Consider the following 15,147-nt stretch of genomic DNA (forward strand, 5'->3'; position numbering starts at 1 on the left):
GTCCCTAGATGAAGCCGGCACCGTAGAACAGCTCTACAAACTCCTGAAGGAAGGCGAGCGAGTGTTCTCGAACCTGTGCTTTCGTGGTGCCTAAAACGCATCTGTCGTTACCCATCAGGATTATAATCTCCCGTGAGCAGGAAGTTCACGGCGCTGCTGACAAGACCCAGCTTCATGATGCGCGCGGAACGAGACGGGCGGCAGGCAGTTAACGCTGCATGAAGATGATAACCACGTTGACAGCCGCTGCAGCATTGGCCTGCATGATCGCCGCCTGTGACGGCCCGCAGGAGAAAGCGGGTGCCGCAAAAGATGAGGCGGCAGCAAAGGCTGCGGGATTGCGCTACGAAGGCAATGGTCCTGGCGAACGCGCGGGAAAGGCAGCCGATCGGATCGATCGCGCCACCGCGAAAGCTCGGGAAGCCCAGGCAGATGCTCTTGAATACGAAGGGCAAGTCATCCAGGCGAAAGCTGATGCTCAAGCAGACAAGCTCGAAGACCAGGCAGAAAATATCCGAAAGGCGGCTGAGCAGAGAGCTAAATCACTGAAGGATCAGGCAGGGGAGCTAAGGGAACAGCGCTGAATGGATCAATGCTGGAAGTAGGGAACGAGCTCACGCTTTTGGCGCTTGAGGCATGTCGGGGCCGATCGCTGTGCCGTCAGGCCAGATAGCAATCTCTTCTCGACCGCATTTCTACGGCAAGCTGGTGAACTACCAGGCAGGCAAAACACAGGCAGGCAAACAAAACACAGGCGCCGCCGCATGGGAGCACCAATTTTCGACAGACAAGGGCCGGACTTGCCTCTCCTGATAGCGGCTAGTTTTCTGCACGGCCTTGGTTTTGTCGATCACGCGGGTAGCGGTGGCCGACCGAGAAGTCTGGCAGCCAGATTTCGCGACGAACTGTCCAGTTCTCGTAAGTCGGTGCAAACTGGTTTGGGGCATCAAGAATTCCGAGGTGCACTTCAACCTCGTCGCCATGGCGCGCGAAGACGGACGACCCACATTCCGGACAGAAATGCCTTCCTCGATAATGCTTGGTGGTGCCTGCGATCGTCACCGCAGCTTGAGGGAATATGGCGGCGGCGAAGAACAGCGCGCCGTGATGTTTGCGACAATCGAGGCAGTGGCAGATCCCGACCCGATAGGGCTGGCCGACTGCGGCCACGCGGACTGAACCGCACAGGCATCCGCCGCAGACCTGTTCCAAGACTTTAGTCCCGGCCGAGTTTCATTTTCAAGGCGTCGATCCGCTGCGAAGCTTCTGCCTTGCTGAGACCCTCGGGCGGCAGGTCTTCTCCCGCTTCCTCGCTTAGCGTGGTAAGATAAGAAGCTTGGGCACCCGTCATAGGATCATCACCTGAGACCCAGTCTGCCGGGTTCTTCTCGGTGTTGGATCCCGGATTGTCATCAAGCTTGGGATTATGCAGTTCCTCAGCCATGAAAGCGCTCCTTGTTCGCTGTTCGTTCTGATAACGGCCGTTTCACCGACTTGGTTCCGGATTCTAACTGCCAAAAAGGTTATCCTTGGCTATCGGAAAATCACAGGTCGGAGTTTGAGGTGATGCCGCGCCGCCTTAATCGGTGAAATTCTCCCTTGGTGTCGTGTTCGCGCATTCCCGAGAATCTCGGTTCGGCGACAACATTCCTATTTTGCTGCTAGGCGGTGTTTCCCAAGTCTGGCTTGATGGTTAGGAGCAGGTCCATGACCATGGCCGTACTCAACTATCATCAATTCGCGGCCGGCGTCCCAAGTGGGAACACTCGATCCGCGCATCACGATGCTTAGCGGTCTCACTGACGAAATCCTGGCAGGCGAGCCGATCGACGAGCAGCTTGCTGGCGGCATCTTTACCTCAGCCGATCTTATCGTGGCACACAATGCGGCTTTCGATCGACCATTGTGTATCGCCGACTTCTTGCCGTAGCCGGAAAGGCATGGTCCAGTTCGTCGGCGGAACTGGTTTGAGGTTGGCTTCGATGGCCGGGCGCTGAGCCATCTGGTTTGTCAATGCGGCTGGTTCTACGAAGGCCATCGCGACGAAAATCACCTTCCGGGCGGAGGAACGATCCTAGTCAAGCTGGTGGCGTGTTCGGAACGGCCGAGCTTTCTTCTCCATGCGGTGGCTGTAGCGGGGGGTGTCATTTCCAAATTGCGCGTACATAAGACCGAAAGGATAATAAGCATTATGTTAAAATCTATGGGAAAAGCCGCTACCCTGCCAAATCAAAGTGTTGCAGCCATTTGGGTATCACGGCGAAGTTGAGGACGCTGGCGAAGGATAGAGCGATCTTGCCATAGTGCCGGCGCGGTATGAACTTACCTACGAACGCGCCAGCGACCTGAATCGGTCAATTCGGAGTGCGCCAGCTGAATGACGTCTGCGGAAGGTAACTGACAGATGGTCTGACGCCTTACCGACGCCTTGGAGCCTTAAGGCGTAGAATGGCACTCGTATCCCGCCCCTTTATGAGGACCAGGACGCGCGCATCTCCCTCTTGGCCCCAGTCCTTGTCTGCCAGATCGCCCCAAACCACTGTCACTCCCGCAACGAGATTTCCGGATCAGCGCTCAGACCAAATGAGAAGCCTCGCTATCATTGCGACTTGAGCAAAATAGGCTGCTCATCCCATAGGTTCAGCGATGCCCCTCGATTAAGTTGCGTACAACTTCGGCGATCGATTTCAGCGATAAAGGCTTCTGGTGGCGCGGCAGGTGACGTAGTCGATAGGGAACGACATCAGCGCTGTACCCCGTCAGAAACATGACGGGAACATCCCGCTTGATCAATTCGTCAACCAGCGGAAATGACATTTCACCATGCAGATTGATGTCGACAACCGCAGCGTCGAAAGAGGCATTGGATTCGATAAGCTTGAGCGCCGCGTCGGGATCGGAGATCGGTCCAATGACGTCTGCACCGCGATCCATGAGAACGCCGCGCAGGTCGAAAGCGATAAAATAGTCATCCTCAATGATCAGGATTGACTTCCGCGTCAGGTACTTCTGGTCTTCGAATGACGATACTGTCGATTGATCGTTTGGCGTCATGTCGAACTCTCCGATCCCTTTCCCAACGTCACTCCGTAAATACATTATGACTTTCTAGGGCTGAATATGACTTTCCAGGGCTGTTCGAACGTGCATTGACCCTCAACTCACCAGCTTGTATCTTCGTTCCGCCGCACAATGAGGCTAATAGCAATCATCGGCTGCATGCCGGGCGGCTTCCGGACAGTGTCAAAAGCTTTCAAGGCTTTCGTTTACAATTGAAACTTCGCCATGCGCAACGAAGTGAAAGAGCCGCGTGACAACCTGATGCCTCACTTCATACCGGGCAAGCCGAAGCCGATTTTGGCGCGTCGTTCGTGGAGCTGGCACGCTCGGATTATCGTATGAAAGATGAGCGCGCGGCGATCACGCGGCGGATCAACGAGGGCTTTCATCGGGCTTCGTCGAGGAAAACAGCTATGCGGGTGTTATCAAGCTGGAAGCCGCAAAGTTGCACCCCCCTGCCCCGGCGAGCTGAAAGGCCGTCAGATCATCTCCCGGGCTGGACCCGGAAGCGGAAGATGGATGCGGCAATGAACCCCGCCGTTACGAAATTCAAGCACGGTAACAGCCTTCAGCTGATACGGCAGGGCTTCTTCGATGAGTTCAGTTCCGAAACCATGATGGGCTGGCTGCACGGCGACGACCGGCACCCCCGTTTCTTCCCAAACGAATTCCAGATGGCGGCCAACCGCCTTGGAGTGATGCACAGACCATGAAATCGACAGGTTTCCACGCCCCGACTTCAAGGCGCCGAACTTAAGTGAATTCGTGGTCAATTCGTGGACCGCCAGGCTAATCCCTTCCGCCTGCTTGCCGAACAATTCGACTTCCGGCCCTTCAATTAACAATCGGGGGCCGTCACTTTCCCCTACGCTCAGCAATTCATCGCGAATGATGTTTTCCAAGTTCACTTTGCCTTGGGCGTTCCGGGCGACGCCCACTTGGGTTCGTCCCAGGCTGTCGAGCCTTCCGCGAAAATGATCGGCAATGTTATCTAGTGAACCGCCAGCCTCGAGAGTTCGGGAAAAGACTGAGCGGATCAGCGACAGGATGTTGCGAACGCGGTGCTGCAATTCCGCAAGCAGGGCCTCCTGGCGTTCGCGCAGCACTCGCGCATCATGGATGTCGATGTTCATCACGACCCATTTCTCGACCGCGCCCTCATCAGAAAGCAAAGGCACTGCCCGCAAGTTGCTCCAGCGATAGCTACCGCTGGGCGCGTGCATGAGGCGCATGTCTGTATCGACCGGGTGCCGTCTTTCCATGCTTTCCCGCCATGCGCTGAGAACGCCTTGCCGATCGTCAGGATGAACGGCTTCCATCCAGCCTCCGTCGCGCGCCGTCTTCCCTTTCTGCCCGGTGTAAGCCTGCCAACTGGGACTGCCGGTTACGACCATGCCCCGTTCGTCGCTTTCCCAAACTGCCTGGGATATGCCCTCCACCAGCGTTCGCGAGCGCACTTCCGCTTCTCGCAGATCGGCTTCCATGAACGAGCGCTCATGCTCCAGGACATGGGCCTTGGTCGTCTCGAAAACAGTGACGAGAATCCCGGCGACAACGCCATTCTCCCGGATTGGACTGTAGGTAAGCGTGAACCAGGCATCGCGCCGAGCTCCATCTCGCTCCAGCGGATAGAGCTTGTCTTCGTAGGTGATCGTCTCGCCCATCCAGACGCGCTGGTAGATAGGGCCATTGATGTCCCAGACTTCGGGCCAGCACTCTTGCGTCGGCTGACCTAGGCCTGCGGGATGCTTGCGCCCCAAAATCACGGCATAGCCGTCGTTATAGATCTGGATGAGATCGGCGCCCCAGAGCAGCACCATCGGGAAGCCATGCGCGAGCACCATCTCGCACGTGGTCGTCAGAACAGGAGACCAGTCCGACTTCGGCCCAAGCGCTGCGCCCCAGTCATGCCGCGCCACACGTTCCTGCATCGAGTCCGCCGCGACCTGTGGTTCGCACCCCACTTTCGACATCAGACGCTTAACTCCACCCAGCAACTTTCGATCCGCATCGGGCGGGCGGCTTCGCCAATAGATAAAGCCTTACCCTGCGCGGATTATCCGCCACTCTTCCGCCAAGCGCAACACCCGAGACGCGATGAAACCGGTCTTCCCGCCTCATGTCGGCACCGTCTCTCCGCCACGACGCCTGCTGGCCGCCGCCTGGCAACCGCCTATTGCGCGCATCGTTGCATGGCCCGACGTATTCGCGCGGACGATGAGCCGCCAGGCTATCGGCCTCGCTTTCTCCTCGTGCTGGTGATGGCCGCCCGGCGGCAGATTGCCATTACGGGCGAGCGCTATTTCGCGGCTGCATCCGATGCAGCGGAAGATGCCTGCGACAGGCACCTTTGCTCCGGGCAGAAACTCGCCGTCCCACCAAGACTTGTCCCCGTCGCTCGCCTCGATGAGAGTCGCGTCTATGTACCATGCCACGCTGTAAGTCCTTGTCGACATCGCGCCAAAGCGCCTCGTCTAGTCATGCAACGATCCAAGAGCTGCCAATATCCGGTTTATAATATCGCTTGCATAGACCCGATGGCTTGAAGCCTTCGGCAACCTACGATGAGAACAGGTATGATTAACATGAACCTCGGATTGTCAGTGAACACATGTCGATTTTCCGACGAGTTATGCAGCATAATTCCGGAAAAAATCTTCAAGCTGTTTACGAATTTTAGTACTTGAGACACCTCTCCCCGAGGCGGTACGGGACATGGTCGGCCGCGAGGCCAGCGCGCTCGTCTTTCTTTGCCGATGGACGATCCGCGCCGCCGCAGGCCAGACATCGCGCGCGCAGCCTGCTCGGATTGCGACCACCCATGGCCTTGGCAGAAGGCCTCGCCCGAACTTGCGCCTGGTTCGCGGAAGAGATACGCGGCGATACAGCGGGAAATCTGGGCTCTATCCCGGAAGCAGCCGAGTATCGGGGACAGTGCAGTGCTCTTGGAAAGGGACTCTCGAAGAGTCGAGGGCCCGGACGCCACGAAGGTGCGGGCCCGCCCCGTTTATATTCATGCGCGATCGCGCTTGCTTTACCGCAAACCGTTGCTCAGCCACTTCGCGAGCGTGAGTTCGTCAGTGGGTTCGGTATGCGCGCCCAAGCTGTTTCGCATAATCTCCAGCGCCCATTGCGACCGTTTGTCGCATTCGGCGGCGACCGCGTCGGCCGGAACCCATATGTCGTAATCGCGCATATGGGCATCGGCAGCCGTGAAAAGCACGCAGATATCGGTCGCCACCCCCGTCAGGATTAGTCGGGAAACCCCCAGTTTAGGCAGAAGGACCGCGAGGTTTGTTGCGTAGAACCCAGAAAACTGCGGCTTGATGACAAAGAAATCGCCCTCGGCCGGTTCGACGATCCTGGCTATGTCCCGCCCGCCATCCAAGGCGCTGGCTATCAGCCGGGATCGGTCGGAATGCCACTCGTCGAAGTTGTCGTTGACGTAGATGACCGGGCTTCCGGTAGCGTTCATCTCCCGGCGCAACCGCGTGATAACCTTAGCGGCCTCTCGTGCTTTGCCTACCAAGGCGTCCGCCCCCTCGAAATCGAAACGATTGATCATGTCCATGACCAACAGGGCAGCGCGATTGTTCGACTGTGTTCGCAGTTCGTCATCCATTCCCTAGCCTCCTTTACGGCCTACCAAATAAACGCGTCTCTCCCCTGCTCGTGCCTGCCTTGTCACTTTTGATGCCCCGCCATAGCATGGATCATATTTCTGGAACCCTGCGGTTTACCTGAAGTTATCCGTCAAGAAGCCGCTGAGTCCGGGTTCCAATCCTGAATCGTATGACGGGACGGGAGAGGCCGCTGCCACTACCCCGGTAGCGGCCTCTTTATTGCGTTCCTTTCCGGAAGGTTTCTGATCCCCTCAAGCGGGTCCAAGCCGCCGTTCCTGCAAATTCCGGAGGCGAAGTGGCCGCAAGTCGACGCAGCCCCTCGAAATCGTCGATCTTTAACCGACCTCGACACCGGGCGATGAACCCCGTTTCGTCCAGACTTTTGAAGGTCCTGTTGATGTGCACCGTTGAAAGTCCAAGCAGTTCGCCAAGTTGTTGCTGCGTAATTGGAAGATCAAAGCTGCCAGATTCTGTCAGGCCGGCTGCTTCCAAGCGGTGATGAAGGTCGAGCAGAAAGGCCGAAAGCCGTTCGATCGCAGATGTCGCACCCACCCAGGACAACTTCTGCATGAGGGCTACTCTTTCCCTTTGCGTGCTGAGAAATAGCCCCAAGGCCAGCCTAGGCAGTTCCTCGAAAATCCGACCAATCGCCGCGTTCGGCAGAGAGCAGACGGTCACATCGGTCAGTGCTTCCAGCGTCTCTCCTGCATGGCTTAGCGCAAGACTGGGAAAGCCCAGCATATCTCCGGGAAGGTGAACTTTCGCGATCTGGCGCCTTCCATCGCGCAGCAACAGCGAAGAGCCGACCCATCCTTCGAGAAGAAAAAACACCCCGTTCACCGCCTCGCCTTCATGGCGGATAGCTTTCCCTCTCCATAGTCGGCGCCGATCGGTTAGCCACCGGCTTGCTACGGACATTTCTTCCGCGCTCAAGGGCACGAATTCGGTCAGTCGGTGGTAAGGAGGATGATGGTAAGGTGACTGCATTCAGGGGCTCCGAGAGTTCCCGTTCCATTCGGATGCTCGTGAAATGGCGGCATTTACATAAGTTAGCCAAAGTGTCGAAAGCGGAACAGTTTCGCAAAGCGCGCGTTGGCTAATCACCAAAAAGGGCACATCCTCGCCGGTAGTGAGCTTTCATTTACTTGCCTATTTGATGAGCTCTATCAGATACATCGCGCGCGTTCGCGGTGATGGTATCGGAACTTTGTTCTCAACAATAGTATGCCGACTAGAAGCTAGCGAACGTCAGCTGTGATGGTTCGGCCGCCGCGATCGTGGGCGTGACGATGTGTCAATGCCATCTGCCGCCGGTTCGCGGCTCCAGATACGCGGGCTGCGAAAGCATGCTTTCGGTCGGCTTTTCTGAAGACGAGCAAGTGCTCTGCCGCATCAGGCGCTGGCGCCTCTTCGGGCGCGCCTGGTACAATCACCTGCACATTCCTGCCCATCCCGACGTCATCGGGCGTATTGCCTTACACATAGCTTATGGCATCGCTTATTGTTTCGGCCGACACGGCCTTGATGTCTGCCGGATATTTTCCGGATCTGCCGGGCCCTGTTGCTCTACGGTCATGACGTCTCCGTTGCTGCGGACAAACCAAGGGCTGGCGCAGTCGATCCTTGGTTGTCTGCATGGTTTTTTCGAAATGACAGGAGAAGGCCATACGAAGACAGCTGCATTATCTTCAATTAACTTGAGTACACCGCAAGGCCTAAGCGCTCTGTGCAACGGGTCAATGGAGAATAGACCTTCCATTCCACTAATCTATGTGAATGTGCGCTGGTCGCAGGGGTGTGAGTTTGTTCATCCGCCGTACACGATTCTGGAGGCCCCTATGTGGACCGCGCAGCAGAGCAGCACTAATCCCGAACGACCGCCCACCCGGCAAAACTCCCGGGAGATCGTATTGGAGTTTGCGGCCGCGCAGCGCCTGCGCACTTATCGTCCGAGGCAACTCGTGCTCAGCCAGGGTGATTGCACCGCCCATGTTTTGATCGTTATCAGCGGCTGGGCTGAACAGGCTATCCAATTCGCTGACGGGCGGCGACAAGTCGTCGCTTTCGCCATGCCGGGAGATCTTTGCTGCAACGATCTTACGTCGCGGGCACCTATGGAGCAATCGATAACGGCGGTGACAACCCTGACCGTGTCGATTGTCGGAAAACTAGAATTTCGGGCCTTGTTGACGGGCAACGCCCGCCTTGCCCGCAGCTTCTGGAGAAACCAGATGCTTTCGCTATCGATCCAGCGCCGCTGGACGTCGGTGATAGGGCAGATGGGTGCGAAGGAGCGGGTGGCGCATCTGCTATGCGAGATCTACCTGCGGCAGGAAAAGATCGGCATGGCTTCGCATGGCGTCTGCCCCTTTCCCGTCACCCAGACCCAGATCGCCGAAGCGTGCGGCTTGACTCAGGTACATACCAACCGGGTCATCCAGGAACTTCGTCGCTCCGGGCTCATCGAGCTGCGCAGCAAGCGTCTCACACTTCCCTCGCTCGCAGCGATAATGGCCATCGCTCAGTTTGAAGGTGCCTACCTTGATCTGGAGGATCCGGATCCCGCGCCGACGAAGCCTGCGAGCCGCCGGCTCGAAGCATAGCCGTCACCAATCGATCTTCGCTTTTGCGCAAAAGTGCGCCGGCGGCGCAGAATACGCTCGCTGTCAGCTGCGTCGCTACAGCCCGACAGGGCTCAAACCGTTCCTCTGTCGTTCGGCGCCTTCGAAAGGCCGCTTAGGCATGCATCAATTCTCAATTATTTTCGACACTTGTGTAAAAGGTCTCACCAAAGGTCGTTCGCGCTGGCTTTATCAGGGGGAGCAACGCTGAAACGCGGCAGAAGATCGGACGCGCTGAGGCAGCAGCTGCCGGCAGCGCGGTCCGATCCGCGCGGAAATAATCATAGTGTGCATGATGAGTTACTTTTTTGAAGGATCCCTGCGCTGTCGCGGCGGCTTCGCTCCCCGAAAACATCGCAGTTTCGGCGGACCCCACCCCAAGCGCACCCCGGCGTAACGGGCCCTTTAGGCCCTTCAAGAAGCCGAGTGACCAATCAGAACTGTTTGGTTCGAGCAACGAGAGCCTCAGACCAACATCGATCATGCCAATGGTCACCAAAGCCCCAGATTGTCCATTCATGTTAATTTTGGCGAACCAGAAACGACCTGGCAGCTTCTGGCTGACGGGTAGGCCTGAATTCCTCGGGTTTGACCGTAGATGGATCCTGATCGATGCTTTCGCCGGAAGGCCATGTGACATCGGAACGACGTGAAGAAGGGCTGCGCCAGCTTGTCGTGGAAGGTGCCTTTTCCAATACTACAGCCGCCCTGACCACCGGCGTAATCCTGCCTGCGCTTGCGCTCCATCTGGGCGCGAGCAACTTGATGATCGGCTTGCTGGCCGCCGTCCCATTTTTCGCGCAGTTTGGCCAATTGCCGGGAATCTGGCTGGTCGAGCGTGTACGTGCCCGCAAGCGCATCGCCGTGATCTCAAGCGTGATTGGGAGGCTCGCCCTGGCGGTTATCGCAGTGCTCCCGTTCTTCGGCAACGGCGCCCTACCCTTGCTTGTCCTTTCCACGGCCGTGCTTTGCCTTTTCGGCGCTGTGGGGGGATGTGCGTGGAACGCTTGGCTGAGAGATCTTGTCCCCGAGGAACGGATGGGCGATCTGTTCGGACGCCGCACCGTTTATGCCACGATCACTTTGCTGGCGGCCGGGTTGATCGCGGCCGGAGGATTGGAACTTTCCCAGCGGGGCCTGGTCTCCGCCGATGCGACATTCGCCCTGCTCTACCGCACCGGCTGCGTATTCGGCATGTTGAGCGCCGTCATCGTTGCCCGCATGCCTGAGCCGGCCATGACCGCCTCCCAGTGAGCGCGGCTGAACTTGGCCAAAGTGTTGCGCCGTCCTTTCAAAGACCCCAACTTTAGCCGATTGATCGTGTTCGTCGCCGCCTGGCAATTCGCGATCAACTTCGCTACGCCATTCTTTACCGTCTTTCTGGTCAAGCAACTCGGATACGGCATGACGAGTGTCATGGGCCTCAACATCGCGAGCCAAATTGCTAATGCGCTGATGCTGAAGCAGTGGGGGCGGCTGACGGACGCCTTCAGCAACAAGTCCGTCCTACGGATCTCTGCGCCGGTTTATATCCTCTGCATTATCGGCATGACCGGCGCCTCCCAGATCGATGGTGAGGGAGCACGCCTGGCATGGCTCATAGTGCTGCACCTCATGATGGGCGGCGCAATGGGCGGGGCCACCCTGGCCGTGACGAACATCGCTCTCAAGCTGTCGCCTCGCGGAGAGTCTACGGCCTACATTGCAGTCAACAGCCTGGTCTCCGCGATCGCAGCCGGTGTGGCGCCTATTATTGGTGGATTGCTGGCCGACTTCTTTTCCGCGCGGCGGCTCGAACTGGCGCTACGTTGGATCGACCCCAACGGCGTGACGGGCCTGATCGATGCCCGGCTGATGCATTGGGACTTCTACTTTCTGATCTCTGGCGTGCTTGGCATCTATGCCTTGCACCGTCTTTCGGTCGTTCGAGAGGAGGGTGAGATCGATCGCAGCGAAGTGGTGCGCCACATGTTCGTCCGCACGCGATCGACATTCCAGAATTTTTCGACGGTCACCGGTCTGCGTGCGATAACGGAGCTTCCCGCAGGCTTAGCGCGAGAAGAACGAGTCCGCCGCCGCTGGAAGCGCATGAACGCTCGGCGTTTTCCCGCTGTCTGACCTTTTCGTTTCGGTGAAGGCGGGCCTGGGCCACGGATGGCACTGACGACTTATAAACCTGGATCGGGTTTCCGAAACCGGTCGCGCTTTGCGGCATTGAGGAGACAAGCGAGATCGTCTGAAGGAGAGCACGAAATGTCGCAGGCCGACACGGCACAGGCCATTGATCCCGTCACTGTCCGGGCAAGCGCGATATTGCGGGAGACGTCGGAGACGCCCGTGGCAAAGGCGCGCCAGGGTGGTCTCGACATTGAAGTGCGGCTTGTGGATGACACGCTGTGGATCGTGATGCGCCGGCGCGATGCCGGCGGACTTGCCCTGCGCATGCCCGTGTTCAGCCCGGATGCGCGCTGCCGCGGCTTGAAGGTTCCCGGCGCGATCGCTGCGGTGGAATGCGAAGGGTCGCTTGGCACCAGCCGGCTCGTGCTCACGGCGGATCCTTTCGGCCTGGAACAATTGCGGGCCACGCTTCGGTTCAAACCCAAGCGCGACCTGTCGATCGAATGGGTGCCGCGCGACCTTGTGCCGTTCGACGCCAAGGGGGACGCGGCGCAGACGCTTGGCCATATCGAGGCGCGTCAGCGCAAGACGAACACTGGGCTGCTCTATTTCACGCTGGAACGCCCGGCCTTCGGCAAAGTGCTGTACCTCCAGAACCTGACGGCCCTGAACGACTATTTCAACATGACCGGCAGCAAGCCGACGGAAGCGGTGGGCGGCGACTGGCCGGATCTGGGCTATCGGCCTCCGGTCGATCCCGAGACCGGTAAGGCGATCCTAAAGGCAGGGCAGAAGGTTACGCTTTACGACACCATCCTGTCCATCCGAGCCTATCCGCAACAGGAAGAGACGGATTCCGCCTGGCAATTCCTGGACATGCTGGGGGCAGTGTACGGTTGGCTGTCACCCCCGACGCCTGCTCTGCACGACTGGAACGCGCGGGCCGAAGCGACCTTGTGGGACCTTGAAAATGCGCCGGAAGCCAAGGTTCGGCATTACGGCCATACCTATTTCCACCCTTACACGGCGAGCGAATATCCCGACGCAATGGTCCAGCTGTCGATCGCCTCCGCGCTTCAGGACTGGAGCCGCTGGACCGGAGAGCCACATTCGCTCTCGCGCGAGATCATGGCAGGGATCGGCAAGTTCTACGACGACGAGCTGAAAACTCTGCGCCGCTACCTGCCCAACGTCGGCAAGGACAAGGATGCCGATGCTATCGATAGCTGGTATCTCTATCACCCGCTCCTGAACCTCTCGAACCTGGCGCTTGCCGGCGACGAGAAAGCCCGCGAGCTGTTCCTGGCGTCCATTGACTATGGCATCCGGGCAGCCCGGCACTTTAAATACAAGTGGCCGATCATGTACAAGATCGACGACTTCAGCGTCATCACCGACGTGGCCGAAGCCGATGAGCGGGGGCAAACCGACGTCGGCGGGATTTATGCTTGGGTCATGCTTCAGGCCTTCGAGCTTACCCATGACGACCGCTTCCTGGGCGAAGCCGAAAAGGCGATCGCCGCAGCGGAGGGTATGCGTTTCGACCTCAACTACCAGGCCAACCTGACCGCGTGGGGCGCAGCAGCCTGTATCCGTCTCTGGCGCATCACCAACCGCAAGGAGCATCTGGATCAAAGTTACGTCTATCTTGCCAGCTTCTTCCACAACAGCCAGATCTGGGAAAGCGACATCGGCCTGGCGCGTCATTGGTCGAACTTCCTGGGTGTCACCTGCCTCCAGGATGCGCCCTATATGGCCGCCTACGAGTGTTTTGACAGCTATGCCGCGTTCGAGCGCTATCTGGATTATGGCGGACCGCACCTTATCCCGAGCGTCAAGCTGCTGGTCAACGAATTCTGCCGGCATGCTCTCGACAGGGCCTGGTACTACTACCCCGATGCCATTCCACCCGAAGCGCTCGCGGGCGAGATCCGCAACGGACACATCGATCCAGAATTGAACTTCCCTCTCGAGGACCTCTATGCGGACGGACAAAAGGCCGGGCAGGTCGGTCAGGAAATCTACGGGAGCGGCGCGGCGCTGGTCTATGCGACGCGAAGTCTTCACCGCATCGAAGATGCGCCGTTCCTGTTGTTCTGCGATAGTTTCGTGCGGGCGATCCATCGTCTCGATCCGGGGACGCTCAATCTGCGTATCGACGGCCCCGATACGACGAGGGTGCGCCTCGCGCTGCTTCCGACCGTCTCGAAGGGCAAGGGGATCGCGCCACGGCTCTGGACGGCAGACCAGGAAGTCATGGAGATGAAGTGGGCGGAGGAGCGCTACGAAGCATGGGTTCCGGCCAATGTGGCTCTGCTACTTTCCTGGACGCAAGCGGCATGAAGGCCGCGCTCAAGACGACCGCAGGCACGTTCAGCGTCGAGGATGTCGATCGCCCTGAGTTGCCTGGCGAGGACTGGGTGATGATCCGGGTACGAGTGGCCGGCATATGCGGCACTGACCTCAGGCACTGGCGCAAGCACGAACATGCGCTGGAAGCGCCATATCATGGGACACGAGCTTGCCAAGGGCATCTGCTTCTCCTCGCTGAAAGCCGAGAAGATCATCCTGGCAATCGAGGCTGGCCTGGAAAATGTGGAAGCAAGATAAAAGCAGTGGCTCCCCCTTTGGGGTAAGCTATTGTCTGGACGTCGTTTTTTAGGGAGACAAGCGGCACTGCCCGCGAGACAGGTGGTGCCGTGTTCGTGTCAACGCGTTGATGTTGTTCTGGAAATCCCGGCACCGCAAATCTCCCGGCCTGGCTGCCCCGCCGGAGGCCGCGATCGGTGCCGATCCACCGGCCGAGCTGGTGGACGCGATCGAGGCGGGTAATCCTAAGAATGGAGCGCACACCCTACGCACGAGCGTGTAGGTGATTATCGTTATGGAGCAATTGGTTGCGCGCGTCGGAGCGTGTGTTCTCCTGTGGTACAGCTTTTGCGGCTTCGGAAAGCTGTGCCGGATCAATGGGCTGGCTGTGTTCTCAGAGAACATGCGCCCCACGATGTCTTACGGGCCGATGCCCTGCCGAAGCGCGGGGATCGGGGGCGATCGACGGGCGATCCGGGAGGGCAAGGGGAAGAAGGATCGCATGGTGCCGGTCGGCGCGCGGGCGCTGCAATGGATCGGTAAATACCTGGCCGACGTGCGCCCCGATCTGGCCTCGGGCGCCGATGACGGCACGCTGTTCCTCTCGACGTTCGGACAGGCCCTGGGGATGGAGCGCTTGGCCGAAATCGTGCGCGAGGCGGTCAATGACAGCGGCATCGGCAAGCGTGGTTCGTGCCATATGTTCCGCCACACCATGGCGACGCTTATGCTCGAGAACGGCGCGGACGTGCGGTTCATCCAGGCCATGCTCGGCCACGCCGACCTCAAGACCACCTAGCTATACACCCAGGGCAGCATCAAGGCGCTGAAAGCCGTACACACCGCCACACATCCGGCGAAGACGATCCGATCCCGCCTCGCCGCCCGCCAGGATGCCCAGCACGTCGCCGGCAGTGCCAGCGAGGAGGCCTCCAACGAAGCTGAGGCGCTGCTTGCCCTCCTTGATGCCGAGGCCGGCGCCGAAGACGCGTGAGGGTGCGATCCGCACTCTCCGCAAAGCCCGGAAAACCGCCGATCCGTTCCGCGCACCTCACCCGAGGGTGCGGATCGCACTCTCGAAAAACGGCGGAATCCCGTCATGCACCCGTGCGTGAGGTGTGTGTATCTGAATTACC

16 protein-coding genes are annotated in these 15,147 nt (G+C 58.8%); 8 read left to right on the forward strand and 8 right to left on the reverse strand.

The window, feature by feature from the left end; all coding sequences use genetic code 11:
- The first annotated feature begins 218 nt into the window (after positions 1 to 218).
- Positions 219 to 584: a hypothetical protein gene (locus ACI3K3_RS09085; protein ID WP_404913266.1), complete on the forward strand. Its 366-nt coding sequence runs from the start codon at positions 219 to 221 to the stop codon at positions 582 to 584.
- Positions 585 to 819: 235 nt separating this feature from the next.
- Here ACI3K3_RS09085 and ACI3K3_RS09090 read toward each other — a convergent pair whose 3' ends face one another.
- Positions 820 to 1,212, reverse strand: a complete 393-nt coding sequence (locus ACI3K3_RS09090; protein ID WP_404913267.1) for a GFA family protein — start codon at positions 1,210 to 1,212, stop codon at positions 820 to 822.
- Positions 1,213 to 1,216: 4 nt separating this feature from the next.
- Entirely contained in the window at positions 1,217 to 1,444 is a 228-nt protein-coding gene (locus ACI3K3_RS09095) for a DUF3072 domain-containing protein (RefSeq protein ID WP_404913268.1), read from the reverse strand.
- 312 nt (positions 1,445 to 1,756) lie between these two features.
- Between ACI3K3_RS09095 and ACI3K3_RS09100 the strand changes: the two genes are divergently transcribed.
- Positions 1,757 to 1,930, forward strand: coding sequence for a hypothetical protein (locus tag ACI3K3_RS09100; RefSeq protein WP_404913269.1), 174 nt, complete (start codon positions 1,757 to 1,759; stop codon positions 1,928 to 1,930).
- 710 nt (positions 1,931 to 2,640) lie between these two features.
- Here ACI3K3_RS09100 and ACI3K3_RS09105 read toward each other — a convergent pair.
- From ACI3K3_RS09105 to ACI3K3_RS09125, 5 genes are all read right to left on the reverse strand, one after another.
- Entirely contained in the window at positions 2,641 to 3,054 is a 414-nt protein-coding gene (locus ACI3K3_RS09105; RefSeq protein ID WP_404913270.1) for a response regulator, read from the reverse strand.
- A 485-nt stretch (positions 3,055 to 3,539) separates the two neighbouring features.
- The gene (locus ACI3K3_RS09110; RefSeq protein WP_404913271.1) at positions 3,540 to 5,033 is read right to left on the reverse strand and encodes a sensor histidine kinase; all 1,494 of its coding nucleotides are present in this window, start codon (positions 5,031 to 5,033) and stop codon (positions 3,540 to 3,542) included.
- A 144-nt stretch (positions 5,034 to 5,177) separates the two neighbouring features.
- The gene (locus tag ACI3K3_RS09115) at positions 5,178 to 5,516 is read right to left on the reverse strand and encodes a hypothetical protein (RefSeq protein WP_404913272.1); all 339 of its coding nucleotides are present in this window, start codon (positions 5,514 to 5,516) and stop codon (positions 5,178 to 5,180) included.
- Positions 5,517 to 6,094: 578 nt separating this feature from the next.
- The gene (locus ACI3K3_RS09120) at positions 6,095 to 6,682 is read right to left on the reverse strand and encodes a cysteine hydrolase family protein (RefSeq protein WP_404913273.1); all 588 of its coding nucleotides are present in this window, start codon (positions 6,680 to 6,682) and stop codon (positions 6,095 to 6,097) included.
- 217 nt (positions 6,683 to 6,899) lie between these two features.
- Positions 6,900 to 7,670, reverse strand: a complete 771-nt coding sequence (locus tag ACI3K3_RS09125; RefSeq protein WP_404913274.1) for a Crp/Fnr family transcriptional regulator — start codon at positions 7,668 to 7,670, stop codon at positions 6,900 to 6,902.
- Between the two features lie 290 nt (positions 7,671 to 7,960).
- Here ACI3K3_RS09125 and ACI3K3_RS09130 point away from each other — a divergent pair, with 290 nt between their 5' ends.
- The 6 genes from ACI3K3_RS09130 (at position 7,961) to ACI3K3_RS09155 (ending at position 14,810) form a co-directional block, all read left to right on the forward strand.
- Positions 7,961 to 9,286, forward strand: coding sequence for a Crp/Fnr family transcriptional regulator (locus ACI3K3_RS09130; RefSeq protein ID WP_404913275.1), 1,326 nt, complete (start codon positions 7,961 to 7,963; stop codon positions 9,284 to 9,286).
- A gap of 630 nt (positions 9,287 to 9,916) precedes the next feature.
- The gene (locus tag ACI3K3_RS09135; RefSeq protein WP_404913276.1) at positions 9,917 to 10,558 is read left to right on the forward strand and encodes a hypothetical protein; all 642 of its coding nucleotides are present in this window, start codon (positions 9,917 to 9,919) and stop codon (positions 10,556 to 10,558) included.
- A 21-nt stretch (positions 10,559 to 10,579) separates the two neighbouring features.
- Complete coding sequence (locus ACI3K3_RS09140; RefSeq protein ID WP_404913330.1) at positions 10,580 to 11,422, forward strand: MFS transporter; 843 nt, start codon at positions 10,580 to 10,582, stop codon at positions 11,420 to 11,422.
- Between the two features lie 135 nt (positions 11,423 to 11,557).
- The gene (locus ACI3K3_RS09145; RefSeq protein ID WP_404913277.1) at positions 11,558 to 13,765 is read left to right on the forward strand and encodes a hypothetical protein; all 2,208 of its coding nucleotides are present in this window, start codon (positions 11,558 to 11,560) and stop codon (positions 13,763 to 13,765) included.
- A 144-nt stretch (positions 13,766 to 13,909) separates the two neighbouring features.
- The gene (locus ACI3K3_RS09150; RefSeq protein WP_404913278.1) at positions 13,910 to 14,032 is read left to right on the forward strand and encodes a hypothetical protein; all 123 of its coding nucleotides are present in this window, start codon (positions 13,910 to 13,912) and stop codon (positions 14,030 to 14,032) included.
- Between the two features lie 382 nt (positions 14,033 to 14,414).
- Positions 14,415 to 14,810, forward strand: a complete 396-nt coding sequence (locus ACI3K3_RS09155) for a tyrosine-type recombinase/integrase (RefSeq protein WP_404913279.1) — start codon at positions 14,415 to 14,417, stop codon at positions 14,808 to 14,810.
- Here ACI3K3_RS09155 and ACI3K3_RS09160 read toward each other — a convergent pair whose 3' ends face one another.
- On the reverse strand, positions 14,811 to 15,020 hold the full coding sequence (locus ACI3K3_RS09160) for a hypothetical protein (protein WP_404913280.1): 210 nt from the start codon (positions 15,018 to 15,020) through the stop codon (positions 14,811 to 14,813).
- Between the last annotated feature and the right edge of the window lie 127 nt (positions 15,021 to 15,147).

The sequence above is a fragment of the Novosphingobium sp. ZW T3_23 genome (assembly GCF_044987305.1).
Classification (GTDB): domain Bacteria; phylum Pseudomonadota; class Alphaproteobacteria; order Sphingomonadales; family Sphingomonadaceae; genus Novosphingobium.